This is a genomic window from Desulfatiglans anilini DSM 4660, from assembly GCF_000422285.1.
In the GTDB taxonomy this organism is placed as follows: Bacteria; Desulfobacterota; DSM-4660; order Desulfatiglandales; family Desulfatiglandaceae; genus Desulfatiglans; species Desulfatiglans anilini.
The window spans coordinates 35,807-58,426 of record NZ_AULM01000013.1; the positions used below are offsets into that span (position 1 = coordinate 35,807).

The following is a 22,620-nucleotide window of genomic DNA, read 5'->3' on the forward strand; positions in this document are numbered from 1 at the left end:
TCACGCCCTCCCGGTCAGGGTCTCGAGCGCCCGCCAGACCTCGGCCGGCTCGATCGAAAGCATGCAGCCGTGATGACCCTTCGGGCAATCGGGCTCGAGGCAGGGTGCGCATTCGACCGGGTGACGCACCATGGCCGTCCGTGCACCCCGGGGGCCCGTCGCCTGAGGGTCGGTAGACCCGAAGACCGCCAGGGTCGGCACACCGAGGGCCGCCGCGATGTGCATCAGGCCCGAGTCGTTGGTCATGAAGGCGTTGCAGCGCCCGATCAGGCCCACCGCCGCGCCGAGGGAGGTCCGCCCGCACAGATCGATGGAGGGTCGCTGCATCGCGGCGGCCACCTGCTCGCAGATCGCGCTTTCCCTGCCGCTGCCGAAGATGAGGACCTTCGCCCCCCAGAGCCGGGCGGCCAGGTCCCCCACCGCGGCGAACCGCTCGGCCGGCCAACGCTTGGCCGAACCGTACATGGCTCCCGGGCTCAATCCCACCACGGGCGCATCGGCCCCGATCCCCTCCCGCTCGAACCAGCCTGCGGCGGCCTCCGCATCGGCATCTGCGAGAAAAAGACGCGGTTCGCGGCTTTCCGCCGCCAACCCGGCCGCCTTCAGGATCGCGAGGTAGTACTCCACCTGGTGGACCTCGAGGACCGCCGGCTCGCGGACCACGCGGTGGCTCAGCAGGGGGCCCCTCCCATCCGTGTTGTACCCGAGCCTCCGGGGAACGCCTCCGAGGAACGCCAGGAGCGCCGCCTCGAAGGCGTTCTGGAAGAGAACCGCCAAGTCGAATCCGCCTTTGCGGACCGCGCCGGCGCACCGGATGCGGGCGGCGGCATCCGCTGCGAACGCCCCGCTTTTCCGGAGCACGAGCAGATCATCCACCGCGGGGTGCCCCTGCAAGAGGGCGGAGACCCACGGAAGGGCCAGGACCGTGATCCGGGCCGACGGGAAATTTTCCCTCAGGGCCTCCAGGGCCGGCAGGCACATCACCATGTCGCCCACCCAGTTGGTCGCCCGGACCAGGACGCGGTGAACGGACCGGCGGTCGATCGGGCCGCCCCCCCGCATCGCGGGCGCGGGCACCTCACGCTTCAGCCCTTCGATCATGCCGGCCCCCCGATCGGGGACAGGGTCGGAACGTTCGCTCCATCCGTGCAAACCGTCGCTGCATCAACCGTAGAGGCGCATGCCGCCGCCCCGCCGGGTGGACCCTTTCCTGAACACCCGCCGGGCGCCGCCGCAAATGTATCGGACGGAGCGCCTCCCGCCGGAGGAAAGGCCGCCCCGGGCAGGGGGCAGAAAGGGCGCGTCTTCCAGCGCCGGTGGAACCAGAACCACTGCTCGGGGTGCCGGCGCACCCATGATTCGATGATCTCCGTAAATATACGCGTGTTCTCCTCTACATCCCGGGTTTTGTCCCCCGTTACGCATAGACGGACCTCCTCCTCGAAGACCACCCGGTAGCGGCCGTCCGCCTCCCGCAGGGCATAGATGGGGACCACCGGGGCGCCGGTCTTGAGGGCCATCAGCGCCAGCCCCTTGTTCGTGCAGGCCGGCCGCCCCATGAACGGCACGAAGACCCCGGCGTACCAGTCGACGTTCTGGTCGAGCAGGATGCCGATCGGACGGTTCTCCCGCAGGACCCGCATGATCCGGCGCATCCCGTGGTCCTTGGGGATCACCTCCGTACCGAAGCGGGTGCGGAGATCGGTGAACAGCCGTTCGACAGGCGGAAAATCCATCGGCCGGGCGACCACGGCAGCATTCGGGGCGTAGCGGAGGCACGCCGCCGCGCTCATGAGCTCCCAGTTCCCGAAATGGGCCGTCAGGATGAAGCAGCCCTTTCCCTTGGCCAGGGCCTGCTCCATCCGTTCCGGGTGGTCGAAGGTCACATAGCGCGAAAGGCTCCGCTCCGTCATCGTGAAGATGTGCGGCAGTTCGAAGAGCATGGCGCCGAAGTGCCCCATCAGCCGGCGGTACAGACGCTCGGCCTCCGGGCGTGACAGCGCGGGCCCGAACGATGCGAGCAGGTTCTCGACGGCCACACGCGGGCGCTTCAGGGGGATGCACGCGAACAGGCCTCCCATCCTGCGCCCGAGCTTCTGGCTCACCGGGAACGGGATGCGTGCCAGCAGACGGACCAGGCCCGAGAGTCCCCTATAAATCCATCGCGTCGATGGTTTTTCTCTTCCGGATCGCTTCTTCAATGACCTCGAATAGACTCCTTTCTTCACCCGGCACAGGTTCGAAACGGATCCTCAGGAATCCGATCTTCCGGGAATCCAGTTCCAGCGCCTCGATCTTCACCCAGTCCTTTTCCGTCGTCAACAGATAACGCGCGCCAACGGCCTCTCCCGCCCGGCGAAGCGACAGGATATCCCCGGCCGTGTAGCGATGATGATCTGGAAAGACGCGGAAATCCACGATATCGACACCGAGCGAGAGCAGGGTCTCCCAGAATCTCTCCGGCGCAGCGATCCCGGCAAAGCCGAGCGCCGGCACCCCGCGCAGCCGGTCGAGGGGCACAGGCCGGCCTTCGTACGGAAACATGCACTCTTCCGGCCTATGCGAGGCCTTGAATACCGGCTTGCCGGGAAAACCCCGTTCGAGGGCCCGAAGGGCGGCCTCCTCACGCCCGGACGCCCGCCCGCAGCCGGTCAGGATCAGGGCGTCGGCCCGCCGGAGCACCCGCTGCGGCTCCCTCAGCGGCCCCCACGGGAGCAGATGGCCGTTTCCGAAAGGCTCCCGTCCATCCAAAAGGACCAGATCGACATCCCGCGCCAGCCGATGGTGTTGAAATCCGTCATCCAGGATGAAAATTTCTGCGCCGAATTGCCGGTGCGCCAGCATCCCGGCCTGCCACCGGTCCGCCCCGACGATCACCGGGACCCCCTCGAGGCGCCGAGCCAGGAGGCAGGGCTCATCCCCGGCCGACCAGGGGCCTGCCAGGAGCGCTGTTCCATCCGATACCACGAGCGGACCGTTTCCGGCCGAGCGCTTGTACCCTCTGGAAAGAACCGCCGCGCTGAAGCCCCGGCTTCGCGTCCACTGCGCCAGGCAGGCCACGGCCGGCGTCTTTCCGGTCCCCCCCGCCGTGAGATTGCCCACGCTGAGGACGAACCCCGGGAGCCGGCGCGCCTTCAGGACGCCCCGCTCATAGGCCAGCCGGTGGATACATGCCATCGGGCCGTAGACGGCGGCTCCAAGGGCCAGACAAGGCGTGGCGGCCGTCCAGTCCCTGCGGGCATGAACCCGCGACCAGTCGATCCGCAGGCCTTTCATCGGACGGCCTCCGCGACGCACCGCCCGATCCGGTCGATCACCCGGTCGAGGGCCCCCCGGTTGGCCATCACGAAAGCGCGCGCAGCGGAGCCCGCCTGCCGGCGCCGGCCTTCGTCCGAGAGGATCGCCGAGACGGCCTCATGGAGGGAGGCCCGGTCCCGGATACACACCCCGCCGCCCTCTTCGCTCAAGGCATCGGCCATGTCCTCGAAGTTGTGGGTGTGCGGGCCGAACAACACCGGACAGGCGAACGCCGCCGGTTCCAGCAGGTTGTGCCCGCCCACAGGCACGAGACTGCCCCCCACGAAGGCGACGGCGGCCAACCCGTAGACCCGGCCGAGTTCACCGACGGTATCGAGCAGAATGATCCCCGCGCCTTGCCCGGCGAAGGCATCCGGAGCGCTTCTCAAGCACGCCTGAAGGCCCCTCTGACGAGCCATCGCCGCCAGTTCATCCGCGCGGCTGATATCACGGGGCGCGATCACGAGGCGCAGGCTTGGGAAGCGGCTGCGAAGCTTCCGGTAGACATCCATCAGGACCGCCTCCTCCCCTGGATGGGTGCTGCCCGCCACCCACAGCGTCTCCTCCCCTGAGAGGCTCAGCCGCCGCAGCCATGCGAGCCGCTCCTCCGCCTCCATGGGCGGCCACTCCCGGTCGAACTTGATGTTTCCGACGGCCTCGCAGCGCTCGGGATCGATGAGACGCGGCGCGAGGAGTCTCTGGCGGTCGCGCGCCGTCTGCATCAGGCAGAGCCGGAAGCAGTCGAAGATTGGGCGCAGCAGGGGGGCGGCGCGCCGGTAGCCCCGCGCGGTCCGCGGGCTCACGCGGCCGTTCACGAGCAGCGCCGGGATGCCGCGGTCCTTCAGGAGCCCGAGGATGCCCGGCCAGATGTCCGTTTCGACCAGCACGAAGACCGAAGGACGGATAAAATCCATCATGCGCCGGACCGGCCGCCAGAAATCGAACGGCATGCCGAGCACCCGGTCGGCGACCCCGGCCATCTCCGCCCGGGCCAGCGCCAATCCCTTCTCCGTGCTGGCGCTCATGACGAGCGGCCGGTCCGGGAAGACGCGCCGCAGCTCCCGGGCCAGGGGGACGGCGGACATCGCCTCGCCGACCGACAGGGCGTGGAGCCAGATGCCGCCGGGGCGCGGCGGCCTTTCATCCTCCTGCCAGATCAGGCGGCGGAGTCCCTTCGCCTTGCCGTCCATCCGGCTGAACGGGAGCATGGCCGCAGCGGCCGGGGTCCAGCAGAGGTTGTAAAAAAGGTCGAAGGTCCGCATGACGCCCCCTCAGGCCCGCACCGGCAGCTCGATGATGAAGCGCGTGCCCCTGGGCACGTTCTTCTCGACCCGGATGAACCCGTCGTGGTCGTTGACGATGGTGTTGACGATCGCCAATCCAAGCCCGGTGCCGTGCTTCTTGGTGGAAAAGTAGGGCTCGAAGAGCTTGCTCCGATGATCGGGCGAAACCCCCTTGCCGTTGTCGGCCACCTCGATCCGCACCACCTGCTGCACCGCATCGAAGGCGAGCCGCACCGTGATCTCGCCGTCCCCCTCCACGGCCTCGATGGCATTGTCGAGGAGGTTGATGAGGACCCGCTTCATCTGCTCCCGATCCAGAGGGAACACAGGAAACTCGGGCGCATCCTCGAAGCGGAACACCACCTCGCGGTGGGCCTCGCGGTACAGGCTCAGGGACTCCTCGACAATCCCGCGCAGGTCGGACGGAGCACGGTTTGCGGCCGGCATCCGGGCGAAGTTGGAAAACTCGTTGACGAGCCCCTTCAGCTCCTCCACCTGGCGGACGATCATCCCCGTGCACTCGTTGAATATCCGGTAGTCCTCTCCGGAGAGCTTCTCCCCGTAGCGCTTCTTAAGCCGCTGCGCGGAGAGCTGGATGGGGGTGAGGGGGTTCTTCACCTCGTGCGCGATGCGGCGCGCCACCTCGCGCCATGCCGCCATCCGCTGGGCCTTTTCGATTTCGCTCAGGTCCTCGAACACCGCCACCAGACCGAGATACCGCCCCTGGTCGTCCCGCAGGACATTGAGGGAGACCAGCAGAGTCAGCCGGCTGCCTCCGGCGGAGAGGCGGATCTGCTTTTTCAGAAATCCCTTTGCAAAAAGACGCCTGTCGCCCAGGAAGCCGTCCACGATGTTGATGTAATCCTGATCCAGCACCTCCTTGTAGCGCTTGCCGATGATATGCTCCGCCTCGATGTTCAGCATCTTTTCCGCGGACTTGTTGATGGTCAGGATCTTCCCGTTCGCATCGGCCGACACCACCCCGGCCGCGACGTTGGCCAACACGAACTCCATGTATTGACGCCGCTGTTCGAGTTCGATGTTGCTCTTGACCAGTTCCCGGTTGGCCTCTTCGAGCTTCTCCTTGCTGTTCTTCAGGTCGAGGGTCATCCGGTTGAAGGAGTTGACGAGCACCCCGATCTCGTCGGTCGACTCCAGGTCGATGAAAAAACTGTAGTCCCCGGAGGCGATGCGGTTGGTTCCCTCCGCCAGTTCCTGGATGGGGATCGTGATCTCCTTCGATAGATAGAACCCGAACCAGACCGAGGAGAAGATGATCAGGAGCGTCACGATCGACAACGTGATCATATGGCTGATCTTGATCGGCTTTTTGAGCATCTTCAATTGACGGTACTCCTGGAGGCCGCTGCTGATCGCCTTCAGACGGTTGACGAACGTGGCCGGGACGAATTTTCCGAGGACGATCAGACCGACGACGGCCCTGGTCTCGGCCCCGGAAAAGATCGGGATGATCCCGCTGACAAGGTCGCCGTGGGAGGAGCTCTCGATGTCCTGGGAGTCGGTGCCGAGATCGAGGCTTCGGCGCAGGCTCTCCGCCCCCGGCCCTTCGAAGCCGCTCAGATCGAGCCGCTGATCCGTCGAGGCGCTCTTCGGCAGCAGCGTCTCGGTGTAGACCCTGATCGAGGCCAGGCCGTACTCCTTCTGCTTGTCCGCAACCAGCTTCTCGAGCTGACCCCCCTTCTCCGGCTGCAGAAAACCTTCATAGGTGATGACCCGGCTCAGGCCGTTGCCGAGCTGGAGGACCTCCTCCGCCGTCCGGCTGTAATACTCCTGGCCGACCTCCAGGGCGTTCTTGAGCGACTGCTCGATCTGGACGTTGAACCAGTACTCGATCGAGGAGGAGATGAACTGCACCGAAACGAAGAAGAGGATGATCGTCGGGAGAAGGGACAGGGTCACGAACGCCAGGACGAGCTTGCTCCGCAGCTTGGCCCCCATGATCCGCTTGCGGCGCTCGAACAGGAGCTTCACCAGATTTCTGAGCGTCAGGAAGACCAGAAGGAGCAGGAGGATGACGTTGATGTTGATGAGGGCGAAGATCAGGATGCTGTTGGACAGCGAAATGTCCGGACCCATGTCCAGAAAGCGTGTCCCGTAGTAGACGAGGCCCGAAATCAATACGAAGAGGCCGACAATGAGATAGCGCTCTCGACGTCTTCGCTTCAGATCCTGTTGCCGAGCTTCCCGGTAGGTATTCATGGCTGGGGTGGCGGTCAGTACCTAAAATCCACGGAGTACCAGTCCGTTTCGAAATCCCAGAGGGAGAGGAAAAAAAGGACGTAATGAAAGTATAAAGGCAACTTGATCGTGTCGAGTTCGGCCATCATGCGGACCCGGTAATAAGCATCCTTCTCGAGGCGGTCGAGGGAGGTCACCTTGAGACCGACGATCTCGGACATCAGCGTCTTGGCCTCTTCAAAATCCTTCACGATCAGTTCCTTCCGGTCGTCTTCCGAAAAGCGCAGGATGTATACCTTTTTGAGGCTGTCGTAGGTGATCTCGTGGCTTACCTTCAAATCCGCGATCTTCTTGTCCCACCAGGACGATCGAACCTTCAGCAGCTTCACGAAAAAGGTGAACGTCGTCGGGATCCCGTTGTGGATCGCCCGCTCCATGTCTTCCGTAAAACAGTCGACCACCGTAAAATAGGCCAGCAGATCGTCCTGCGTGGTCGTGATCACGATATCGCTGAGCGCGGCCTCTTCCGCCCGGACCCGTCCTTCTGCGCCGCTCAGGAACAGGCAAACGGCCACGGCAAAATAGATGCATCGTTTGATCATATCCGCGTCAACCAAACCTCCCGAGTCCTTGGCCTGCCCCGATTGCCGCGCCGAACCGCAACGTGCCCTCCGCCGGCTTCCCGTCCGCTCCACCAGGGCTGCTGGCACGTTTCTCTCCACGGAACCATGCCCGGATCCAATGAATGAAGATTCACCATTGTTTGGCAAAAAGGGCGGCGACCTCCATTCACCCGCTTCCGAAAAGAGGTCTCAAAGGCCTAAAAGCGTGATTTTAGTTGATTAGCGGGGCAAAAGCAAGCGCAAAGCCATCACAAACCGACGCGATCGCTTCTACGCCGTTTCCCCGGGAGGAGGAGCGGAATCAGAAGAAAATGATCCCGCTCCGTGCGGGGCAGGGGACAAAGACCAAGGACCTATGCGAACATGAGATCGTATCCATCCGGAAATGATTTCCCGGTAGGACCCAGTTTCCAATCCGAAGATGAGACCGATTATCCTCAGGCGGCCAGGGGTTCCAGGCGACCGAAGGCCGGGATCCTAACCCGGTTCTCCCGGCACGCTTCCGGCGATTCGAAGGTGACCCATCGCCAGTGGCGTTCGGAGCCCATCAATTTGCGCAGCATGAACTGGTTCAGGTAGTGCCCGGACTTCTTGACCACGAAGTGGCCGATGACCGGAGACCCGACGATGGAAAGATCCCCTAAGAAATCGAGCAGTTTGTGACGCACGAATTCGTCCTTGTAGCGAAGGCCGTCCTCGTTGAGGATCCTGAACTCGTCGACCACGACGACATTGTCCAGAGAGCCGCCCTTGGCGAGCCCGTGCTTTTTCAGCGTTTCGACGTCCTTCAGAAAACCGAAGGTACGCGCCCGGCTGATATCCCGCACAAAATCCCGCCCGGAAAAGGTCAGTTCGTGGGTCTGGTTGCGCAGCATCGGGTGCTGAAAATCGATCATGCAGGTGATCTTGAGCTCCTTCGAAGGATAGATGGCGATCGAGCGATTGCCGTCATCGACCTTGAACGGCCGTCTGATGAGCAAAAAACGCTTCGGGGCGCTCTGCTCCCGGATGCCGGCGCTCTTGATCAAAAAAACGAATGGGGCCGCGCTGCCGTCCATGATCGGGACCTCGGGCCCATCGAGTTCCACCACGGCATTGTCGATGCCTAAACCGAAAAAGGCTGCCATCAGGTGTTCGATGGTGCCGATCCGGCATCCGTCGATGCCGACGGTCGTAGCCAGGGTCGTGTCCAATACATGCTCGAAGCCGGCGGGCACCCTGGGACGGCCCGCAAGATCGCTCCGCACAAAACAGAGCCCGCTGTTCGGCGCAGCGGGACGAAGGACCATATGAACTTTTTCGCCAGAATGGAGTCCGATGCCCGTACAGTCGACCGGCTCCTTCAATGTGCGCTGTCTGTAATCCACGCGTTTCTCCTCGATATCGGTGCAACAACCGGAATAGGAATCAGGGTTTTCCCTGCTCGCCGCCTTGGATTGCAAGGACCATGCCCTCCCGCCCGCAAAGCCGCAAAAACAACGATCATCCTGTCTAACTTATGGACATCCAATACTTTTATCAGGCCAAACTTTTTCGCGAACAACAAATGGATGCGCACCCAGCATCCGAAACTGTAGCAAAAAAAACACAGCCCCTAACAAAAAAACAACAACTGCCGGTGCTTGAACTCTGCCGCGGGATTGCCTAAAATACCGGTTTTGAAACCAGGCGCCACCCCTCGCCCTGCGGGGGTGTGCGTCCAAATCCATCCACCTTCATCCACCGTCGTGTCTTCATCCGGACGGGAGGATCTTTGCCTTATGCCTCTAAGCCGCTGCCTTTGGCTGACTGCCGCGCTCTTCGCCTCCGCGTTCCTCGCGTGCCGCCCGGCCGTGGAGAAACGGGTCGAGAAGCCCGAACCGGCCCTCCAACTCGTGCAATCCCATCTCCCGTCCTTTTCGGACGACCTGGACCGGGCCTCCCTCATCCAGGCCGTCGAGCGGACCTTCGCCTATCTCGACCGCCTGCCGGACGAAGCCCCGTTCGACTACGGCGAACGGAGGTTCACCGCCCGGCAGGTGCGGGAAAGCCACGCCCTGTTCCTGGCCCTTCTGCGTGAAGAAACGAGCCCCGATGCCCTGGCGGCGGCGGTCAAACGCCATTTTCTGGTCTTCAAGGCCAGCGGGAGGACGCCTTCGGGAGAGGTCCTTTTCACCGGCTACTTCGAGCCGCTCTATCCGGCCAGCACCCGGCCGGACGACGTCTTTGCCCATCCGATCTACCGGAGGCCGAAGGACCTCCTGCGCATCCGTCTCGAGGCCTTCCATCCCAAGTTCAAAGGCGAGAGCATCGTCGCCCGGATCGAGGGCGGGCGGGTTCTCCCCTACTACAGCCGGGCTGAGATCGAATCCGAAAAACCGCTCGACGGGAAGGGCCTCGAAATCGCCTGGCTGAAGGATCCGGTGGACGTCGCCTTCCTGCAGATTCAGGGGTCCGGCCGCCTGCGGCTGACGGACGGGCGAGAACTCCCCGTCGGATACGCTGAGGCCAACGGGCGCCCTTACCGGGCCATCGGGGGCTACATGATCGAAAAGGGCTATCTGACCCGCGAAGAGATGTCCATGCAGCGCATCCGAAGCTACCTCGAGGAGCACCCCGAAAAGGTCCAGGAGGTCCTGGACGCCAACCCCTCCTACATCTTTTTCCGCCCCCTCCAGGACGGCCCCTATGGGAACATCGGCGTCCATCTGACGCCTGAAAGATCGCTCGCCGCCGACGCCGCCCTCTTCCCGAAAGGGTCCCTCGCCTTCATCTCCTGCAGCAAGCCAAGGGCCGGATCGGAGGCGGCAGACCTCGAATGGCAGCCCTTCTCCCGTTTCATGGTCATCCAGGACACCGGGGGCGCCATCAAGGGCCCGGGGCGCGCGGACATCTTCTGGGGCAACGGCCCCTATGCGGAGCTCGCCGCGGGGCACCTCCGCCACACCGGTGATCTCTACGTCCTCATTAAAAAACCCTGAACCATGCAGCTGGTTCAGGGTTTTTTTCCCTATCGGCCCTGAATGGCAGGGATGATCCAGGGGCCTGTCCACTTTTAAACAGGCTGCATCTCCGAAGCCGCATCCGGAGAAACCCGTTTCGAAAGAACCGCCCCCTACACGCCGAATTTCGAGAAATCCGCGACCCGCAGGAACAGGCTCTCGAGATCCTGCAGAACCGCGATCCGGTTTTCGCGCAGGGCGGGGTCATCCTTCGTCATGACCTCCACCTGGTCGAAGAAGCGGTCCACCGGAGCGCGGAGTTCCTTCAACCGCTGCATCGCGGCGTAGTACTCCTCCCGCTCGACGCAGCGGATCACCTCGGACCGCACCGCCTCGATCGCATCCCAGAGGGCGCCCTCGCTCGGCTCCTTGAAGAGCGCCGGATTCACCTTGAAACGCTCTTCCGTCTTCTTGAGGATGTTGCTGACGCGCTTGAACGTCATTGCGGCCGTCTCGAAATCCCCCGATTCCGCGACAAAGCGCTGGAGCTGTTCGAGCCTGCGCGGAATGCGTGTCACGGGATCGAAGGCGACCGAAAGGACGGCCTCCACGAGATCCGCGACATAGCCGGAGCGGAGCATCATCTGGCGGCAGCGCTCCATGAAAAAGGCCTGCACCTTTTCGAAGACCGCAGCCCGGTCAAACGCGATCTCTTCTCCCAGAAACTCCAGGGACCGGTCGATCAGGTCGTCCAGGGAGATGTTCCATGCGAATTCCTCCAGGATCCGGATGATCGCCAGGGCGTGCCGGCGCAGGGCGAAGGGGTCGGCGCTCCCGCTCGGTTCGAGCCCCACGGCGAAGCAGCCCGTGATGGTGTCCATCCGGTCGGCCACACCCACAAGCGCGCCGATCTTCGAGCGAGGCATCTCGCCCCCGGCGCGGTTCGGGAGATAGTGTTCTCCCAGGGCCTCGGCCACCTCTTCCGGATACCCCTCGATCCGGGCGTATTCCGTGCCCATCACGCCCTGCAGGGTCGGGAACTCCCCGACCATGTGGCTCACGAGATCGCACTTGCACAGGCGCGCGGCGGTCTCGACAGACGAGGTCTTTTCCGGCAGGACCCGCTCCGCCAGATAGCGGGCTAGGCGCCCGAAGCGCTGCACCTTGGCGTAGGACGTCCCGAGGTCGGCCTGGTAGATGACGCCCTTCAAATCCTCCAGCCGTTCGATGAGCGGCCTTTTACGGTCCTCCTCGAAGAAGAAGCGGGCATCCGACAGGCGCGCCCGCAGCACACGCTCATGCCCCCGGCGCACGACCCGTTCGTCGCGCGCACGGGTGTTGTTGACGGCGATGAAGTGCGGCATCAGGTTGCCGGCCTGGTCATAGACCGCGAAGTACTTCTGGTGCTCGCGCATGGCGGTGATGAGGACGGCCGGGGGCACGGCGAGAAACGCCTCGTCGAAGTGCCCGGCCACGGCCGAAGGGTATTCGACCAAATTGGCGTTGATCGAGACGAGTTCCGGATCATCGGACGGGCGGCCGCCCACCGATGCCGCGGCCGCTTCCACCTGCTCCCTCACCCGCTCTTCGCGCTCCGCCGGGTCGATGACCACGAACCGCTCGGCGGTGTCCTTCAGATAGCGCTCCCAGCCGGCGACCTCGAAAGGCTCCGGGGCCATGAAGCGGTGCCCCGCGGAACGGCTGCCGCTCCGGATCCCCGCCAGCTCGAACGGGACCACGGCGCCTTCGAAAAGGGCCACGATCCAGTGGATCGGCCGCACGAACGGGACGTTCTCGCTCCCCCAGCGCATGGACTTGGGCCAGGGAACGGCCGCGATCAGCGCCGGCAGGTTCTCGGCCAGGATCTCGGCCGCCGGTCTTCCGGCGATGGCATGCTTCACATGCAGGTACTCGCCCCTGGGCGTCGAGATGGTCCCGAGGGCCTCGACCGCCACCCCCTGCTTCTGGGCGAATCCGAGCGCCGCCTTGGTCGGGCGGCCATCCTTGTCGTAGGCCACCTGCCTGGGGGGGCCCGTAACCTCCTGCACCCGGTCGCGCTGTTTCCGCTCGACGCCCGCAGCCCGCAGGACAAGCCTTCGAGGCGTGCCATAAACGGCGGGCCGTTCGGCGAAACCGATCTCGTTCTTCGCCAGCAGCTCTTCCCAGAGCCTCCTCAGGTTTTCGAGGCCGTCGGCCAGATAGCCCGCCGGGATCTCCTCGGTGCCAATTTCCAATATGAATTCTGAAGACATATCTTCATCCTCATCGATGATCGGGGGAGGCTCGCAGCGCCCATCCTGAACATCTTTCCAGAACGGATTCCGATCCTTCTCCCAACCCTTCTCGAAAGATGCGGTCAAGCGATCTTCTCCACCCGGTCTTCTCCGCTCCCCTGTTTGCACGGATACCGGCTCGGCCCGCCATCCGCCAGTCCTGGATGCCGGACCGGACGAGGCTCACGCGGCGGCCTTAGCCAGCAGCGGGAACCCCATCTCCTCGCGCTGCTGCAGGTACGTCTTCGCGCTCAGACGCGCCAGGTTGCGGATCCGCTCGATGTAGTGGGTCCGCTCCGTCACGCTGATCGCACCGCGCGCATCGAGGATGTTGAAGGTGTGCGAACACTTGAGGCAGTAGTCATAGGAGGGGAGGACGAGCCCCTTGGCGGCGGTCCTCTTCGCCTCGCTCTCGTAAAGCGAAAAGAGCTGCAGCATCATCTCCACATCGGCTTGCTCGAAGTTGTAGACCGAGAGCTCCCACTCGCCCTTGCGATGGACATCCCCATAAGAGACCCGCCCGTTCCAGTCGAGATCGTAGACGTTTTCCTTCTCCTGCAGGTACATGGCAATCCGCTCGAGCCCGTAGGTGATCTCGACCGAAATGGGATCGAGGCGTATGCTTCCGGCCTGCTGAAAATAGGTAAACTGCGTGATCTCCATCCCGTCGAGCCAGACCTCCCACCCGAGCCCCGAGGCCCCCAGCGTCGGGGATTCCCAGTCGTCTTCTACGAAGCGGATGTCGTGGTCGAGGGGATCGATCCCCAGGGCCTCGAGGCTTCCGAGATAGAGCGCCTGAACCTCCAGGGGGGACGGCTTGAGGATGACCTGATACTGGTAGTAGTGCCCGAGCCGGTTGGGGTTCTCCCCGTACCGCCCGTCCGTGGGGCGCCTCGAGGGCTCCACGTAGGCGACCGCCCAGGGCTCCGGCCCGAGGACGCGCAGCAGGGTCGCCGGGTTGAAGGTCCCCGCCCCCACCTCGAGGTCGTAGGGCTGCTGAATCAGGCAGCCCCTGTCGGACCAGTACCGCTCGAGGGCGAAAATGAGTTCCTGAAATGTCATGTCCAGCGCCTCCTCCGATGCGGCCTCCGCCGGGCGATCCAGGCCGGCCGCGCAGTTTCGATCGAAATGGATACGATTAGCACTGGTTAGAGGTCTTGTCAAGCGCGGCGTCCAAGGTGTTGGAACCTGCAGGGAGCGGCCGGGGATTCCGGGGGCGGGCGTTTCACTTCTTCATCTTGCGGCGCTCCTCGTCGCGGATGTCGCGGCGCAGCAGCTTGCCGACCTTGGATTTGGGGAGCATGTCGCGGAATTCGATGTACTGGGGGATCTTGTACTCGGCCAGACGCTCCCGGCACCAGCGGGTGAGATCCGCGCCGCTGACGCCCCGCGCGTCCTGCTTGAGCACCACGATCGCCTTGATGCGCTCGCCGAGCTTCTTGTCCGGCACGCCCACCACGCAGGCCTCGATCACCGCCTCGTGGTCCAGGAGGCAGGACTCGATCTCCGAGGCCGAAACCCGGTAGCCCTTGCACTTGATGATGTCGGCGCTGCGGTCCACGTAGTAGAGGAGCCCCGTTTCGTCGCGCCGCACGAAGTCGTTCATGCGGTACCACCGGCGGCCCTCGATGTCGATATACGCCTTGGCCGTTTCATCGGGCTTGCGCCAGTAGCCGTCCGAGATGTGGCGGAAGGTCACCAAAAGCTCCCCCGGCTCGCCCTCATCGACCGGCTCGAGGGTCTCGTGGTCCACGATCATCACCTCGCGCGAAGGCAGCGGCATCCCGATGCTGCCCGGCACCGGCTCGCGGTCGAGGGGGCTCATGCAGGTGAAGCCCACCTCGGTGGCCCCGTAGGCCTGGTAGATCGGGATTTCCAGGAGCTTCTTCCAGCGTTCGAAGGTCTCGAGCGGCAGGACGTCGCCGCCGCTCCAGCAGTAGCGGAGGGAGTGCAGGTCGAACAGGTCGAGCCGGTCGTTTTCGAGGATCATGCGGTAGAGGGTCGGGGCCCCTAGAAAAAGCGTGGCCCTGTGCCGCTCGATGGCGTCCAGGATGGCGTCCACCTGCGGAATGGGCATCAGGATGCAGGTGTTCCCCCGGCTCAGCACCATGCCGAGGAGGACCCCCTGGGCGAGCTGGTGGAAGAGCGGGTTGACCATGACAAAGGCCTCTTCCTCGTCCCGGATGAAGCCCTCGCCGACCTCCCGGATCTCCTCCACGAACGAGACCATGCCCGCATGGCTCATGACGCAGCCCTTGGGAAACCCCGTGGTGCCGCCGGTGTAAAGGATGTAGCAGGGATGGTCGATCGGGTCCACCTCGACCTGGGGGGGGCTGGGCGGGTATTGCCTGAGGAGCGCGCCGAACCGGTGCAGGTTCTCGCCCTTTTCGGTCGTCCCGCGCGGGACGAGGTCGAACATCCACCCGAAGAGGCGTTTGTAGGCGGGCAGCATCTCGTCGTGGGTGGTCACGATCACGCGCTTCAGGGCCGTCTCGGGCCAGACCTCTTTGACGTAGCGGTAATTGGTGTCGAGGCAGACCACGGTCTTCGCCCCGGTGTCGTTCAAGAGGTAGCGGATCTCGTGCGGCGTGTAGATGGGCGAGACCGGGACGGGCACGGCGCCGACCACCTGCGCGCCGAAGTAGGCGATCAGGAACTGGGGCAGGTTCGGCAGGTAGATCATGATCCGCTCCCCCGGGCGCACCCCGAGGGCGTGCAGCGCCGTCGCGAACCGGTCGATCAGCTCCCGCATGCGGCGGTAGCTGAACCGCTGACCGAGGTAGATGACGGCCGTGCGCTCCGGCCAGCGTTCGCACGCCCGGTCGAAGGAGGAATAAACCAGTTCGGGTGTCTGGGGCATCGATCGACCTTTCTCTTCCGTCCACCGCCGCAGGGCGGCCGCTACATCCCGAAATACGCCGATTTCACGTCCGGGTTGTCCATCAGTTCCTGGGCCCGCCCCATCACCACCACCCCGCCGTTTTCCATGACGTAGCCGAAGTCGATGAGGGGCAGCACAGGCCTCGCGTACTGCTCGGCCAGGACCACGCTGATGCCGGTCTCCTGGTTGATGTTCTCGACGGCTTCTGTCAGCATGGTCTCCATGAGAGGGCTCAGCCCCAGCAGGGGTTCGTCCAGCAGGAGCAGCTTCGGCTGGGCCATCAGGGCGCGGCCGATGGCGAGCATCTGCTGTTCGCCGCCGCTCAGGAAGCCGCCCTCCCGCTTCCGCAGGAGCTTCAACTTCGGAAAGATGCGGAACACGTAGTCGAGCGTGCGCACCGCCTGGGCCCGGGTGGCGAGGACACCGCCGATGCGGAGGTTTTCCATCACCGAGCTCTCCTTGAAGATGCGGCGCCTCTCCGGGCACAGGACCATCCCGAGGCGGGCCCGCTCGCTCGCCTCCAAGTGACGGATCTCGCGGCCTTCGAAGAGGATGCTACCCAGAATGGTCAGGCGCTGGCCGCCCCGCATGCGCTCCTTTTTCTGCACGTCCAGGATGACCCCCGACGCGGTGTACATGAGGGTGGACTTCCCGGCGCTGTTGGCCCCGAAAACGCCCGTGATCCCGCCCTTCTCCACGCTGAGCGAGACGTTGTTGATGGCGAGGGCGTTCTCGTAGAAGACCATGAGGTCCTTGATCTCCAGATGGTTCATTTCCGGTCCTCCGCGCCCATGTAAGCCTTCTTGACGGCCGGGTCCTCCATCACCTCCGCGGGCGGCCCGTCGGCGATCTTTTCGCCGAAGTTGATCACCATGACCCGGCCGGCCAGCTTGAAGAGCTCCCGCAGGCGGTGCTCCACCATCATCAGGGTGATGCCGTTCATCTGCATCTTTTCGAGCAGCGGGAGCATGCTGGCGATCTCCGACATGCTCATGCCCGAAAACACCTCGTCGCACAGGACCACCACGGGCTGGAGCGCCAGGCACCGGGCCAGTTCGAGCCGCTTCAGATACCCGAGGGGGAGCGACCCCGCCGTCTTGTAAGGCACCCGGGCGTCGCGCTCGAAGCCGATCTCCTCGAGGATGTCGATGGCGACGGAGTCGAGGTCGCCGAGGGCCCCGGAGCGGGTCTTCCGGACGCGCGGCGAGTTGAGCGGCACAATGAGATTCTTGTAGGCAGCCATGGTGTGGAAGGGACGCATGACCTGGAAGGTCCGGACCAGCCCGCGCAGCGCGATCTTGTGAGGGGGCAGGCCGTCGATCCGTTCGCCCATGAAGGTGATCCGCCCGTCGTCCGGCTTGACGAAGCCGGTCAGAAGGTTCACGAGCGTCGTCTTTCCCGCCCCGTTCGGGCCGATGATCCCGACCACCTCGCCCTTGTGCAGGTCGAAGCTGACGCCGCTCATGGCATGGACCCCGCCGAAGGACTTCCAGAGATTCGTGACTTCCAGGATGCGTTCTCCGGTCATGGCTACACCTTTTCCCAGCGCTCGAACTGGAAGTACTTCCGTTCGAGGTAGTTCAGGATCCCTTCGGGCTTGTAGAGGATGAAGGCGAGGAGGATGAGGCTGTAAAGCACCACCCGCAGCTGCCCGAAGCCCCGCAGGGCCTCCGAGAGCGGCGTCAGGACGAAGGCCCCGATCACCGGGCCGGCGAGGGTGCCCATCCCGCCCATGACCGTCGCGGCGATCGGCAGGATGGAAAAGTCCATGGCGAACATGGACAGCCCCAGCCAGCCGTAGAGGTGGCTCAGGTACGCGCCGCAGAAGGACCCGATCAGGGCGGCCAGAAAAAGGGCCTTGATTTTGTAGGCGGTGATGTCGATGCCCGAGGCCTTCACCGCCTGATCGTTGTCCTTGACCGCCTGCAGGATGATCCCGAAATCCTCGGTCATCAGCCGGCGGAGGCCGAAGAGCGCGACCAGCAGCGCCCCCACCAGCAGGTACTGCTCCACCCAGATGTTGGGCAGGTAGTCGAGGCTGCTGATCCCCTCGGTGCTTCCGAGGATGCTGGTCGCGATGATGAAGGAGACCAGGAAGAGCGGCAGCATGAAGCTGACGATGGCGAAATAGACCCCGCGCAGCCGCAGACAGAGGACCAGCGCGAGGGTGCCGAGCGCCGCCCCGGCCACCGAGGCCAGGGGGATGGTGACCCAGATGGGCCATCCCCAGTAGTGGTTGAGGCTTCCGGAGACGTAGCCCCCGAGGCCGATGAACATGGAGAGGCCGAGGCAGACGAGCCCCGCGTACTGGGCCAGAAAATCGAAGGCCAGGGCCAGCATGGCATAGGTGGCGGCCGCGCAGAACACGCGCTGCCAATACATGTCGAGCATCAGGGGGAGCGCGCAGAGAAGAGCCACCAGAGCCACGCGCGGGAGGAGCAGAAAGGTCATCTCCCGCCAGGAACTGAGGGCATAGAGCCCGCGGCTTCTGACCGTAATGCTCCGGTCGAGGCGCTTTTTGCGCCGTTCGGACATCTCCATCAGACCCTTTCCTCCAGTTCCTTCTGCTTGCCGAGGAGCCCGGAGGGCTTGAGCAGAAGGATGAGAATGATCGTCCCGACAAGCACCATCGACTCCCAGACGGTCCCCAAGAGCGTGCTGCTGATGATCACCGTGTAGCCGAGCACCAGGGAGGCCAGGATCGTCCCGGCCCAGCTTCCGAGCCCTCCCACGATGCAGACGGCGAGCGCCCGGATCAGGACGTGGTATCCCTGCTCCACCGCCAGGTTCCCCAGGGGGAGGACCAGGACCGCCGCCATCCCCGCCAGGGCTGACCCGACCGCCAGGGACAGCATCGCGGTCCGGTCCGGATGGATCCCCAGCATCATGGCCGCCTGTTCGTCCTGCGCGATCGCCCTCAGCTTCAACCCCGCCTTGCTGTAATGGGTGAAGAGATAGATGGCCACGAGGATCAGGCTGCCGAAGCCCAGGATGAAGAGGCGCTGGAAGTCCACGAAGACCCCGGCGACGTTGATCTTGGCGTCGAAAAACGGCGGGAGGGAGTAGAACGGCCCGATGAACCCCTTGAACCCGGCGATGCCCTGCAGCCGGAGCCCTTCGAGAATGACCAGGCTGACGGCGAAGGAGGCGATGATCTCCGAGGTGGGCATCCCCCGCAGCCGGATCAACACGAGACGGTAAATGATCAGCCCCAGCAGCGCGGACACGACGAGCGCCAGGAGGATCGCCAGGATGTAGGGCAGCTTCAGGTCGTTCAGGAAGCTCCAGGTCAGGAAGCCCACAAGCACGTAAACCGCGCCGTGGGCGAAATTGGGGATGCGGCTGACGCCGTAAACCAGCGCGAATCCGGCGGCCAGCAGCATGAAAATCATGCTGTTCACCGCCCCGTAGATCAGGATCTCCATGCCCGCACCTCGGCTGTGGGTTGTCGGTCCTGCAGCCGACATCCACTTCCGCTGCAGAACCATGAACCATCAACGTCCTGAAATGGCCTGTTCAGCACGATCCCGTTTCCAGGCCGGAAATGAGGATTTTTTTCACACGCTGCGCGTGCTCAGTCCCGCCCTTGCAGCGCGGGTCCCGGTTTCTTCACACCCTGCGGGTGCCCAGTCCCAACGCTTCGTGGCGGGTCCCGGTTCAACCAATTTCAAGCAAATCAATCAGTTTTCATCCGAAAACGATTTCCTGGTAGAACCCCGTTTCCAATCCGGAAATGAGGATTTTTGGCCAATATCAAGGAAATCAAGCGTTTGCGCGGAGGCGACCTGCAGGTCGCCGCACAAGCAAACGTGCAGATTGACGCCGAGATTGGCCAAAAAGACCATTTCCGGATGGAAACCGGGCTACTTCTTCATCCAGGGCGGGAGCTTCAGTTCCCCGGTGGCGGCGGCCTTCGGGAAGATGGTCACCCGCTGGCCGTCCTGCCATTGGATCCAGTTCCCGAGCACGCTCGTCTGGGGGTCATAGCCGTAGACGATCTGATGGTTCTCGTCGAAGCGGACCGTCCCGCGCACCAGTTGGAGGTCGGTCTTCAGGAGGGCGTCGATGACGGCCTCCTTGTCGAGGGTCCCGGCCCGCTGGATGGCGTCCGTCAGGATGTACATGGTCTCGTACCCGCTCACGGACCCGGTGCTGCGCGGCGGCACGCCCCAGCGCTTCTCATAGGCCTCGTAATAGGCGCGGGACTTCGGGGTGACATCGGAGGGGGTCGCGCCGGCCTCCGAGAGGTTCACCACCACATAGGCGGTCTTCCCGCCCGTGGCCTCCCAGAAACCGGGGTCTTCAGCCGCCCCGATGAAGCCGAGCGGCAGCGCCGGCACTTCGAGGTCCGCCCATTGCCGGATCATGATGGAGGTCTCGGGGGCATACGCCCAGACGAAGAGCACCTGCGCGCCCGACTTCTTGCACTCGGTCAGGGGCACCGTGTAGTCCGTGGTGCCGATCGGGTGCTTGTCGTATCCGGTGATCTCCCATCCCATGGCCTTCGCCTTCTCTTCCACGATCTGCGCAGCCTTCCGGCACATGAGGCTGTCGTCGATGGAGATGAACAGCCTATTGAAGCCGTGGTTTTCCTTGAGGCTGGTCAGGAGGTCCAGGGCCTCTTTGACATACCACTTCACGCTGCCGCTCGCCCGGAAGGAGTGCTTGTATTTTTCCCGGTTCTCGGCGACTTTCTGATCCCAGGTGGGGGTGTAGGAACCGATCCCCACGATGTCCACGATCCCGTACCGGGCGTAAAGGTCCATCGCGGCGATCGAGCACTCCGACATACAGGGGCCGCCGGCGATGAAGTGGGCCTTGGTGTCGAGGATCAGCTTCTCGATCGCCAGGAGCACGTCGCGGGCCGGCACGCCCGGCTCTTCATCCCGGCTGTCGATGATCTCGAGTTTGATGGGCCGTTTCTCGCCGCCCACATTGACGCCCCCGGCGGCATTGATCTCCTCGGTCGCGAGCACCATCCCCCGCTCGCCGTTCTGCCCATAGCCGCTCGCCCTCGGAATCGGCGCGCCGACGATGATGGGATCCGCGGCCGCAGCCGGATCAGGGCCCGCGGGAACCGACCAGAGGGCCGCGCACACCAGCACCAAAAAGACCTTCCCCAGACAGCTCGCTACCTTCATACCAGCCTCCTTTTTTGGACAACACTTGGAAAAAACGGTTGACGGTCCAATGAAACATCGGGATCACCCCTCTTCGATCGGCCTCAGGGGCGCCGACGAAACGCAAGCTCGACGGGTCCACGCCGGGCGGCGCTCATCCCGCCCATGAATGCCGCGGCGATCGGAGGGATGAAAAACCTCATGGCGAACAGAGGCACGCCCGGCCAGCCGCAGATGATCGGCCGCGGCCAGGCTCACCAGCGGGGATAGCGCCGGCTGCGGGCTATCGCTTGAGAATGGTCGGTGAAGGCTCGTACCGCCCCTCCTGAACATCTTGCCAGAACTGCTTCCGATCCTTCTCCCAGCCCTTCCCGAAGGACGATGCAAAGACCCCGCCCAGCCGTTCGAAGAGCCGCTTCCATCCGGCCTGATGGCTCAGGGTGAGCACGTCTTCCAGAAAGGGGACGATCTGAGAGAGCTTTTCTTTCGGCAGATAGGCCCGGGCGCCGAGCTCGATCGATTTTTGGAGGGCCTCCCGGTTGAAGGCCTGCGCGGTCAGCATCACCGCCGGGAACCCCATGTGGACGGCGGTGTCGAGGAGTTCGAAGCCGCGCACCCCCATGATGTCCAGGATCACCAGATCGTAGGTCCAGGAGTGCAGCAGCTGCTGAGCCCTCTCATAGTCCAGGGCCCGGTCGATCAGGAGCCCCTCGAAGCCTTCCAGCTGCTCTTCGAGCGCGTCGAGGACGTCGGGTTCATCGTCGACGATCAGGATATGCTTGTTGTTCAGGATGCTTTCAGGCATTCGAACGTGCTCCTTTCCTCATTCCGGCGTGGCCTTCGGACCCGCCGCGGAGCCGGGTGCATCATCAATTCCAGGAGTTCAAACGAACGGGTATCAGACAGTTGAAACAAGACGCCATCCGGGTCGGCGCAGGACAAACACGCGGCTCGGCGCTGGAATCGGCTGAAGCGACCGTCCCGGATGGAAACCGAAAAAAAAGCAACGCTCTTGCCGCATGCGAAGCGCCGGAGCGGTTTTCGGCTGCCGGGTCGCGAGGCCTGTCCGCGGGGCGGCAGTCCTCGTGTGGAGGTTGGAATCCGCCCTGTCGAAAGACCTTGACGGGCAGAGCGAAAAACGCGCGCGCCGGAGGCGCGGAAAGCACCCCTCGCCGGGGGGGCATCATGTCCCGCCAGGGTGGGGCGATGGAACGGGGATTCGCTGCAGCCCCTTTCACGAGGCGCAAGAATCGCCTGAGAGACATCGAAAATGGAACGAGGAAACCAACACCCGGTGCAGCGGCACCGCCCTGGCGCACACAGGCGAACTGAACGCCCGCGGGTTGGAAGCGGGCGGGGCGGTCATGGCTGAGCCGCCTGCCGCCTGCGCTGGAAACGGACGCCCCGGACGGAGCCCCGGCCGCACGGGACAGTCTTATTTCTTCAGGATGACGGGGGCAGGCTGGTAGTTCCCCTCCTGCACCTCCTTCCAGAACGCCTCCCGATCCTTCTGCCATTCCTTGCCGAACTTCGACGTAAAAACCCCGCCCAGCCGGTCGAAGACGCGCTTCCAGCCGGCCTGGTGGCTGAGGGTGAGCACGTCCTCCAGAAAGGGGACGATTTCGGCCAGCTTCTCCTTAGGGAGGTAGGCCCGGGCGCCGAGTTCGACAGACTTCTCGAGCGCTTCGACCGAAAACGCGTGGGCGGTCAGCATGACCGCCGGGAATCCGAGGTGCACGGCCGCGTTCAGGAGATCGAAGCCCCGCACCCCCATGATGTCCAGGATCACCAGATCATAGCTCCAGGAGCGGAGCAGTTCGTAGGCGGTCTTGTAGTCGGTGGCCTTGTCGAAGACGAGCCCCTCGAATTCTTCGAGCTGCTCCTCCAGGGCCTCGAGCACGTCCGGCTCGTCATCGACCGCCAGAATACGCTTGTTGTTCAGAACACTCTCCCGCATCGCAGGATCCTCCTTCTAACTCGTATCCATCCGGAAATGATTTTCCGGTAGAACCCAGCTTCCAAT

Annotated in this window: 18 protein-coding genes; 1 reads left to right on the forward strand and 17 read right to left on the reverse strand. The window is 64.0% G+C overall.

Annotation, left to right across the window (positions count from 1 at the left end; translation table 11 throughout):
• From waaF to lpxC, 7 genes are all read right to left on the reverse strand, one after another.
• Positions 1-1,101 (reverse strand): lipopolysaccharide heptosyltransferase II, encoded by a 1,101-nt coding sequence (gene waaF / locus H567_RS0111040; protein WP_051184735.1) that lies wholly within the window; start codon positions 1,099-1,101, stop codon positions 1-3.
• Entirely contained in the window at positions 1,098-2,201 is a 1,104-nt protein-coding gene (locus tag H567_RS27180; RefSeq protein ID WP_161626605.1) for a lysophospholipid acyltransferase family protein, read from the reverse strand. The genes waaF and H567_RS27180 overlap by 4 nt, the downstream gene beginning before the upstream one ends.
• The gene (gene lpxK, locus H567_RS24430; RefSeq protein WP_051184737.1) at positions 2,152-3,276 is read right to left on the reverse strand and encodes a tetraacyldisaccharide 4'-kinase; all 1,125 of its coding nucleotides are present in this window, start codon (positions 3,274-3,276) and stop codon (positions 2,152-2,154) included. The genes H567_RS27180 and lpxK overlap by 50 nt, the downstream gene beginning before the upstream one ends.
• Positions 3,273-4,559 (reverse strand): 3-deoxy-D-manno-octulosonic acid transferase, encoded by a 1,287-nt coding sequence (locus tag H567_RS24435; RefSeq protein ID WP_051184738.1) that lies wholly within the window; start codon positions 4,557-4,559, stop codon positions 3,273-3,275. Before H567_RS24435 ends, lpxK begins: the two co-directional genes overlap by 4 nt.
• Positions 4,560-4,568: 9 nt before the next feature.
• Positions 4,569-6,800 carry a sensor histidine kinase gene (locus H567_RS0111060; protein WP_028321450.1) on the reverse strand — a complete coding sequence of 744 codons (2,232 nt, stop codon included), beginning with the start codon at positions 6,798-6,800 and terminating at the stop codon, positions 4,569-4,571.
• Positions 6,801-6,814: 14 nt separating this feature from the next.
• Positions 6,815-7,489, reverse strand: a complete 675-nt coding sequence (locus tag H567_RS0111065; protein ID WP_208598365.1) for a DUF4390 domain-containing protein — start codon at positions 7,487-7,489, stop codon at positions 6,815-6,817.
• 350 nt (positions 7,490-7,839) lie between these two features.
• The gene (gene lpxC / locus H567_RS0111070; RefSeq protein ID WP_028321452.1) at positions 7,840-8,769 is read right to left on the reverse strand and encodes a UDP-3-O-acyl-N-acetylglucosamine deacetylase; all 930 of its coding nucleotides are present in this window, start codon (positions 8,767-8,769) and stop codon (positions 7,840-7,842) included.
• A 393-nt stretch (positions 8,770-9,162) separates the two neighbouring features.
• Between lpxC and mltA the strand changes: the two genes are divergently transcribed.
• Positions 9,163-10,362 carry a murein transglycosylase A gene (gene mltA / locus H567_RS0111075; RefSeq protein WP_035254148.1) on the forward strand — a complete coding sequence of 400 codons (1,200 nt, stop codon included), beginning with the start codon at positions 9,163-9,165 and terminating at the stop codon, positions 10,360-10,362.
• 134 nt (positions 10,363-10,496) lie between these two features.
• On the opposite strand, the gene glyS is transcribed toward mltA, so the two are convergent.
• The 10 genes from glyS to H567_RS24445 form a co-directional block, all read right to left on the reverse strand.
• A complete protein-coding gene (gene glyS, locus H567_RS0111080) occupies positions 10,497-12,575 on the reverse strand; it encodes a glycine--tRNA ligase subunit beta (RefSeq protein WP_028321454.1) in 2,079 nt (692 codons plus the stop codon).
• Positions 12,576-12,779: 204 nt separating this feature from the next.
• Entirely contained in the window at positions 12,780-13,658 is an 879-nt protein-coding gene (glyQ, locus tag H567_RS0111085; RefSeq protein WP_028321455.1) for a glycine--tRNA ligase subunit alpha, read from the reverse strand.
• Positions 13,659-13,821: 163 nt separating this feature from the next.
• Positions 13,822-15,456, reverse strand: coding sequence for a class I adenylate-forming enzyme family protein (locus H567_RS0111090; RefSeq protein WP_028321456.1), 1,635 nt, complete (start codon positions 15,454-15,456; stop codon positions 13,822-13,824).
• Positions 15,457-15,497: 41 nt separating this feature from the next.
• Positions 15,498-16,250, reverse strand: a complete 753-nt coding sequence (locus H567_RS0111095; RefSeq protein ID WP_028321457.1) for an ABC transporter ATP-binding protein — start codon at positions 16,248-16,250, stop codon at positions 15,498-15,500.
• Positions 16,247-17,005 (reverse strand): ABC transporter ATP-binding protein, encoded by a 759-nt coding sequence (locus H567_RS0111100; RefSeq protein ID WP_028321458.1) that lies wholly within the window; start codon positions 17,003-17,005, stop codon positions 16,247-16,249. Before H567_RS0111100 ends, H567_RS0111095 begins: the two co-directional genes overlap by 4 nt.
• Positions 17,006-17,007: 2 nt before the next feature.
• On the reverse strand, positions 17,008-18,018 hold the full coding sequence (locus H567_RS0111105; protein ID WP_028321459.1) for a branched-chain amino acid ABC transporter permease: 1,011 nt from the start codon (positions 18,016-18,018) through the stop codon (positions 17,008-17,010).
• Positions 18,018-18,965 carry a branched-chain amino acid ABC transporter permease gene (locus H567_RS0111110; protein ID WP_208598366.1) on the reverse strand — a complete coding sequence of 316 codons (948 nt, stop codon included), beginning with the start codon at positions 18,963-18,965 and terminating at the stop codon, positions 18,018-18,020. Before H567_RS0111110 ends, H567_RS0111105 begins: the two co-directional genes overlap by 1 nt.
• A 375-nt stretch (positions 18,966-19,340) precedes the next feature.
• Positions 19,341-20,618 (reverse strand): ABC transporter substrate-binding protein, encoded by a 1,278-nt coding sequence (locus tag H567_RS0111120; RefSeq protein WP_028321461.1) that lies wholly within the window; start codon positions 20,616-20,618, stop codon positions 19,341-19,343.
• A 262-nt stretch (positions 20,619-20,880) separates the two neighbouring features.
• The gene (locus H567_RS24440) at positions 20,881-21,402 is read right to left on the reverse strand and encodes a response regulator (protein ID WP_035254124.1); all 522 of its coding nucleotides are present in this window, start codon (positions 21,400-21,402) and stop codon (positions 20,881-20,883) included.
• Positions 21,403-22,032: 630 nt separating this feature from the next.
• A complete protein-coding gene (locus H567_RS24445; RefSeq protein WP_051184740.1) occupies positions 22,033-22,554 on the reverse strand; it encodes a response regulator in 522 nt (173 codons plus the stop codon).
• Positions 22,555-22,620: the final 66 nt, after the last annotated feature.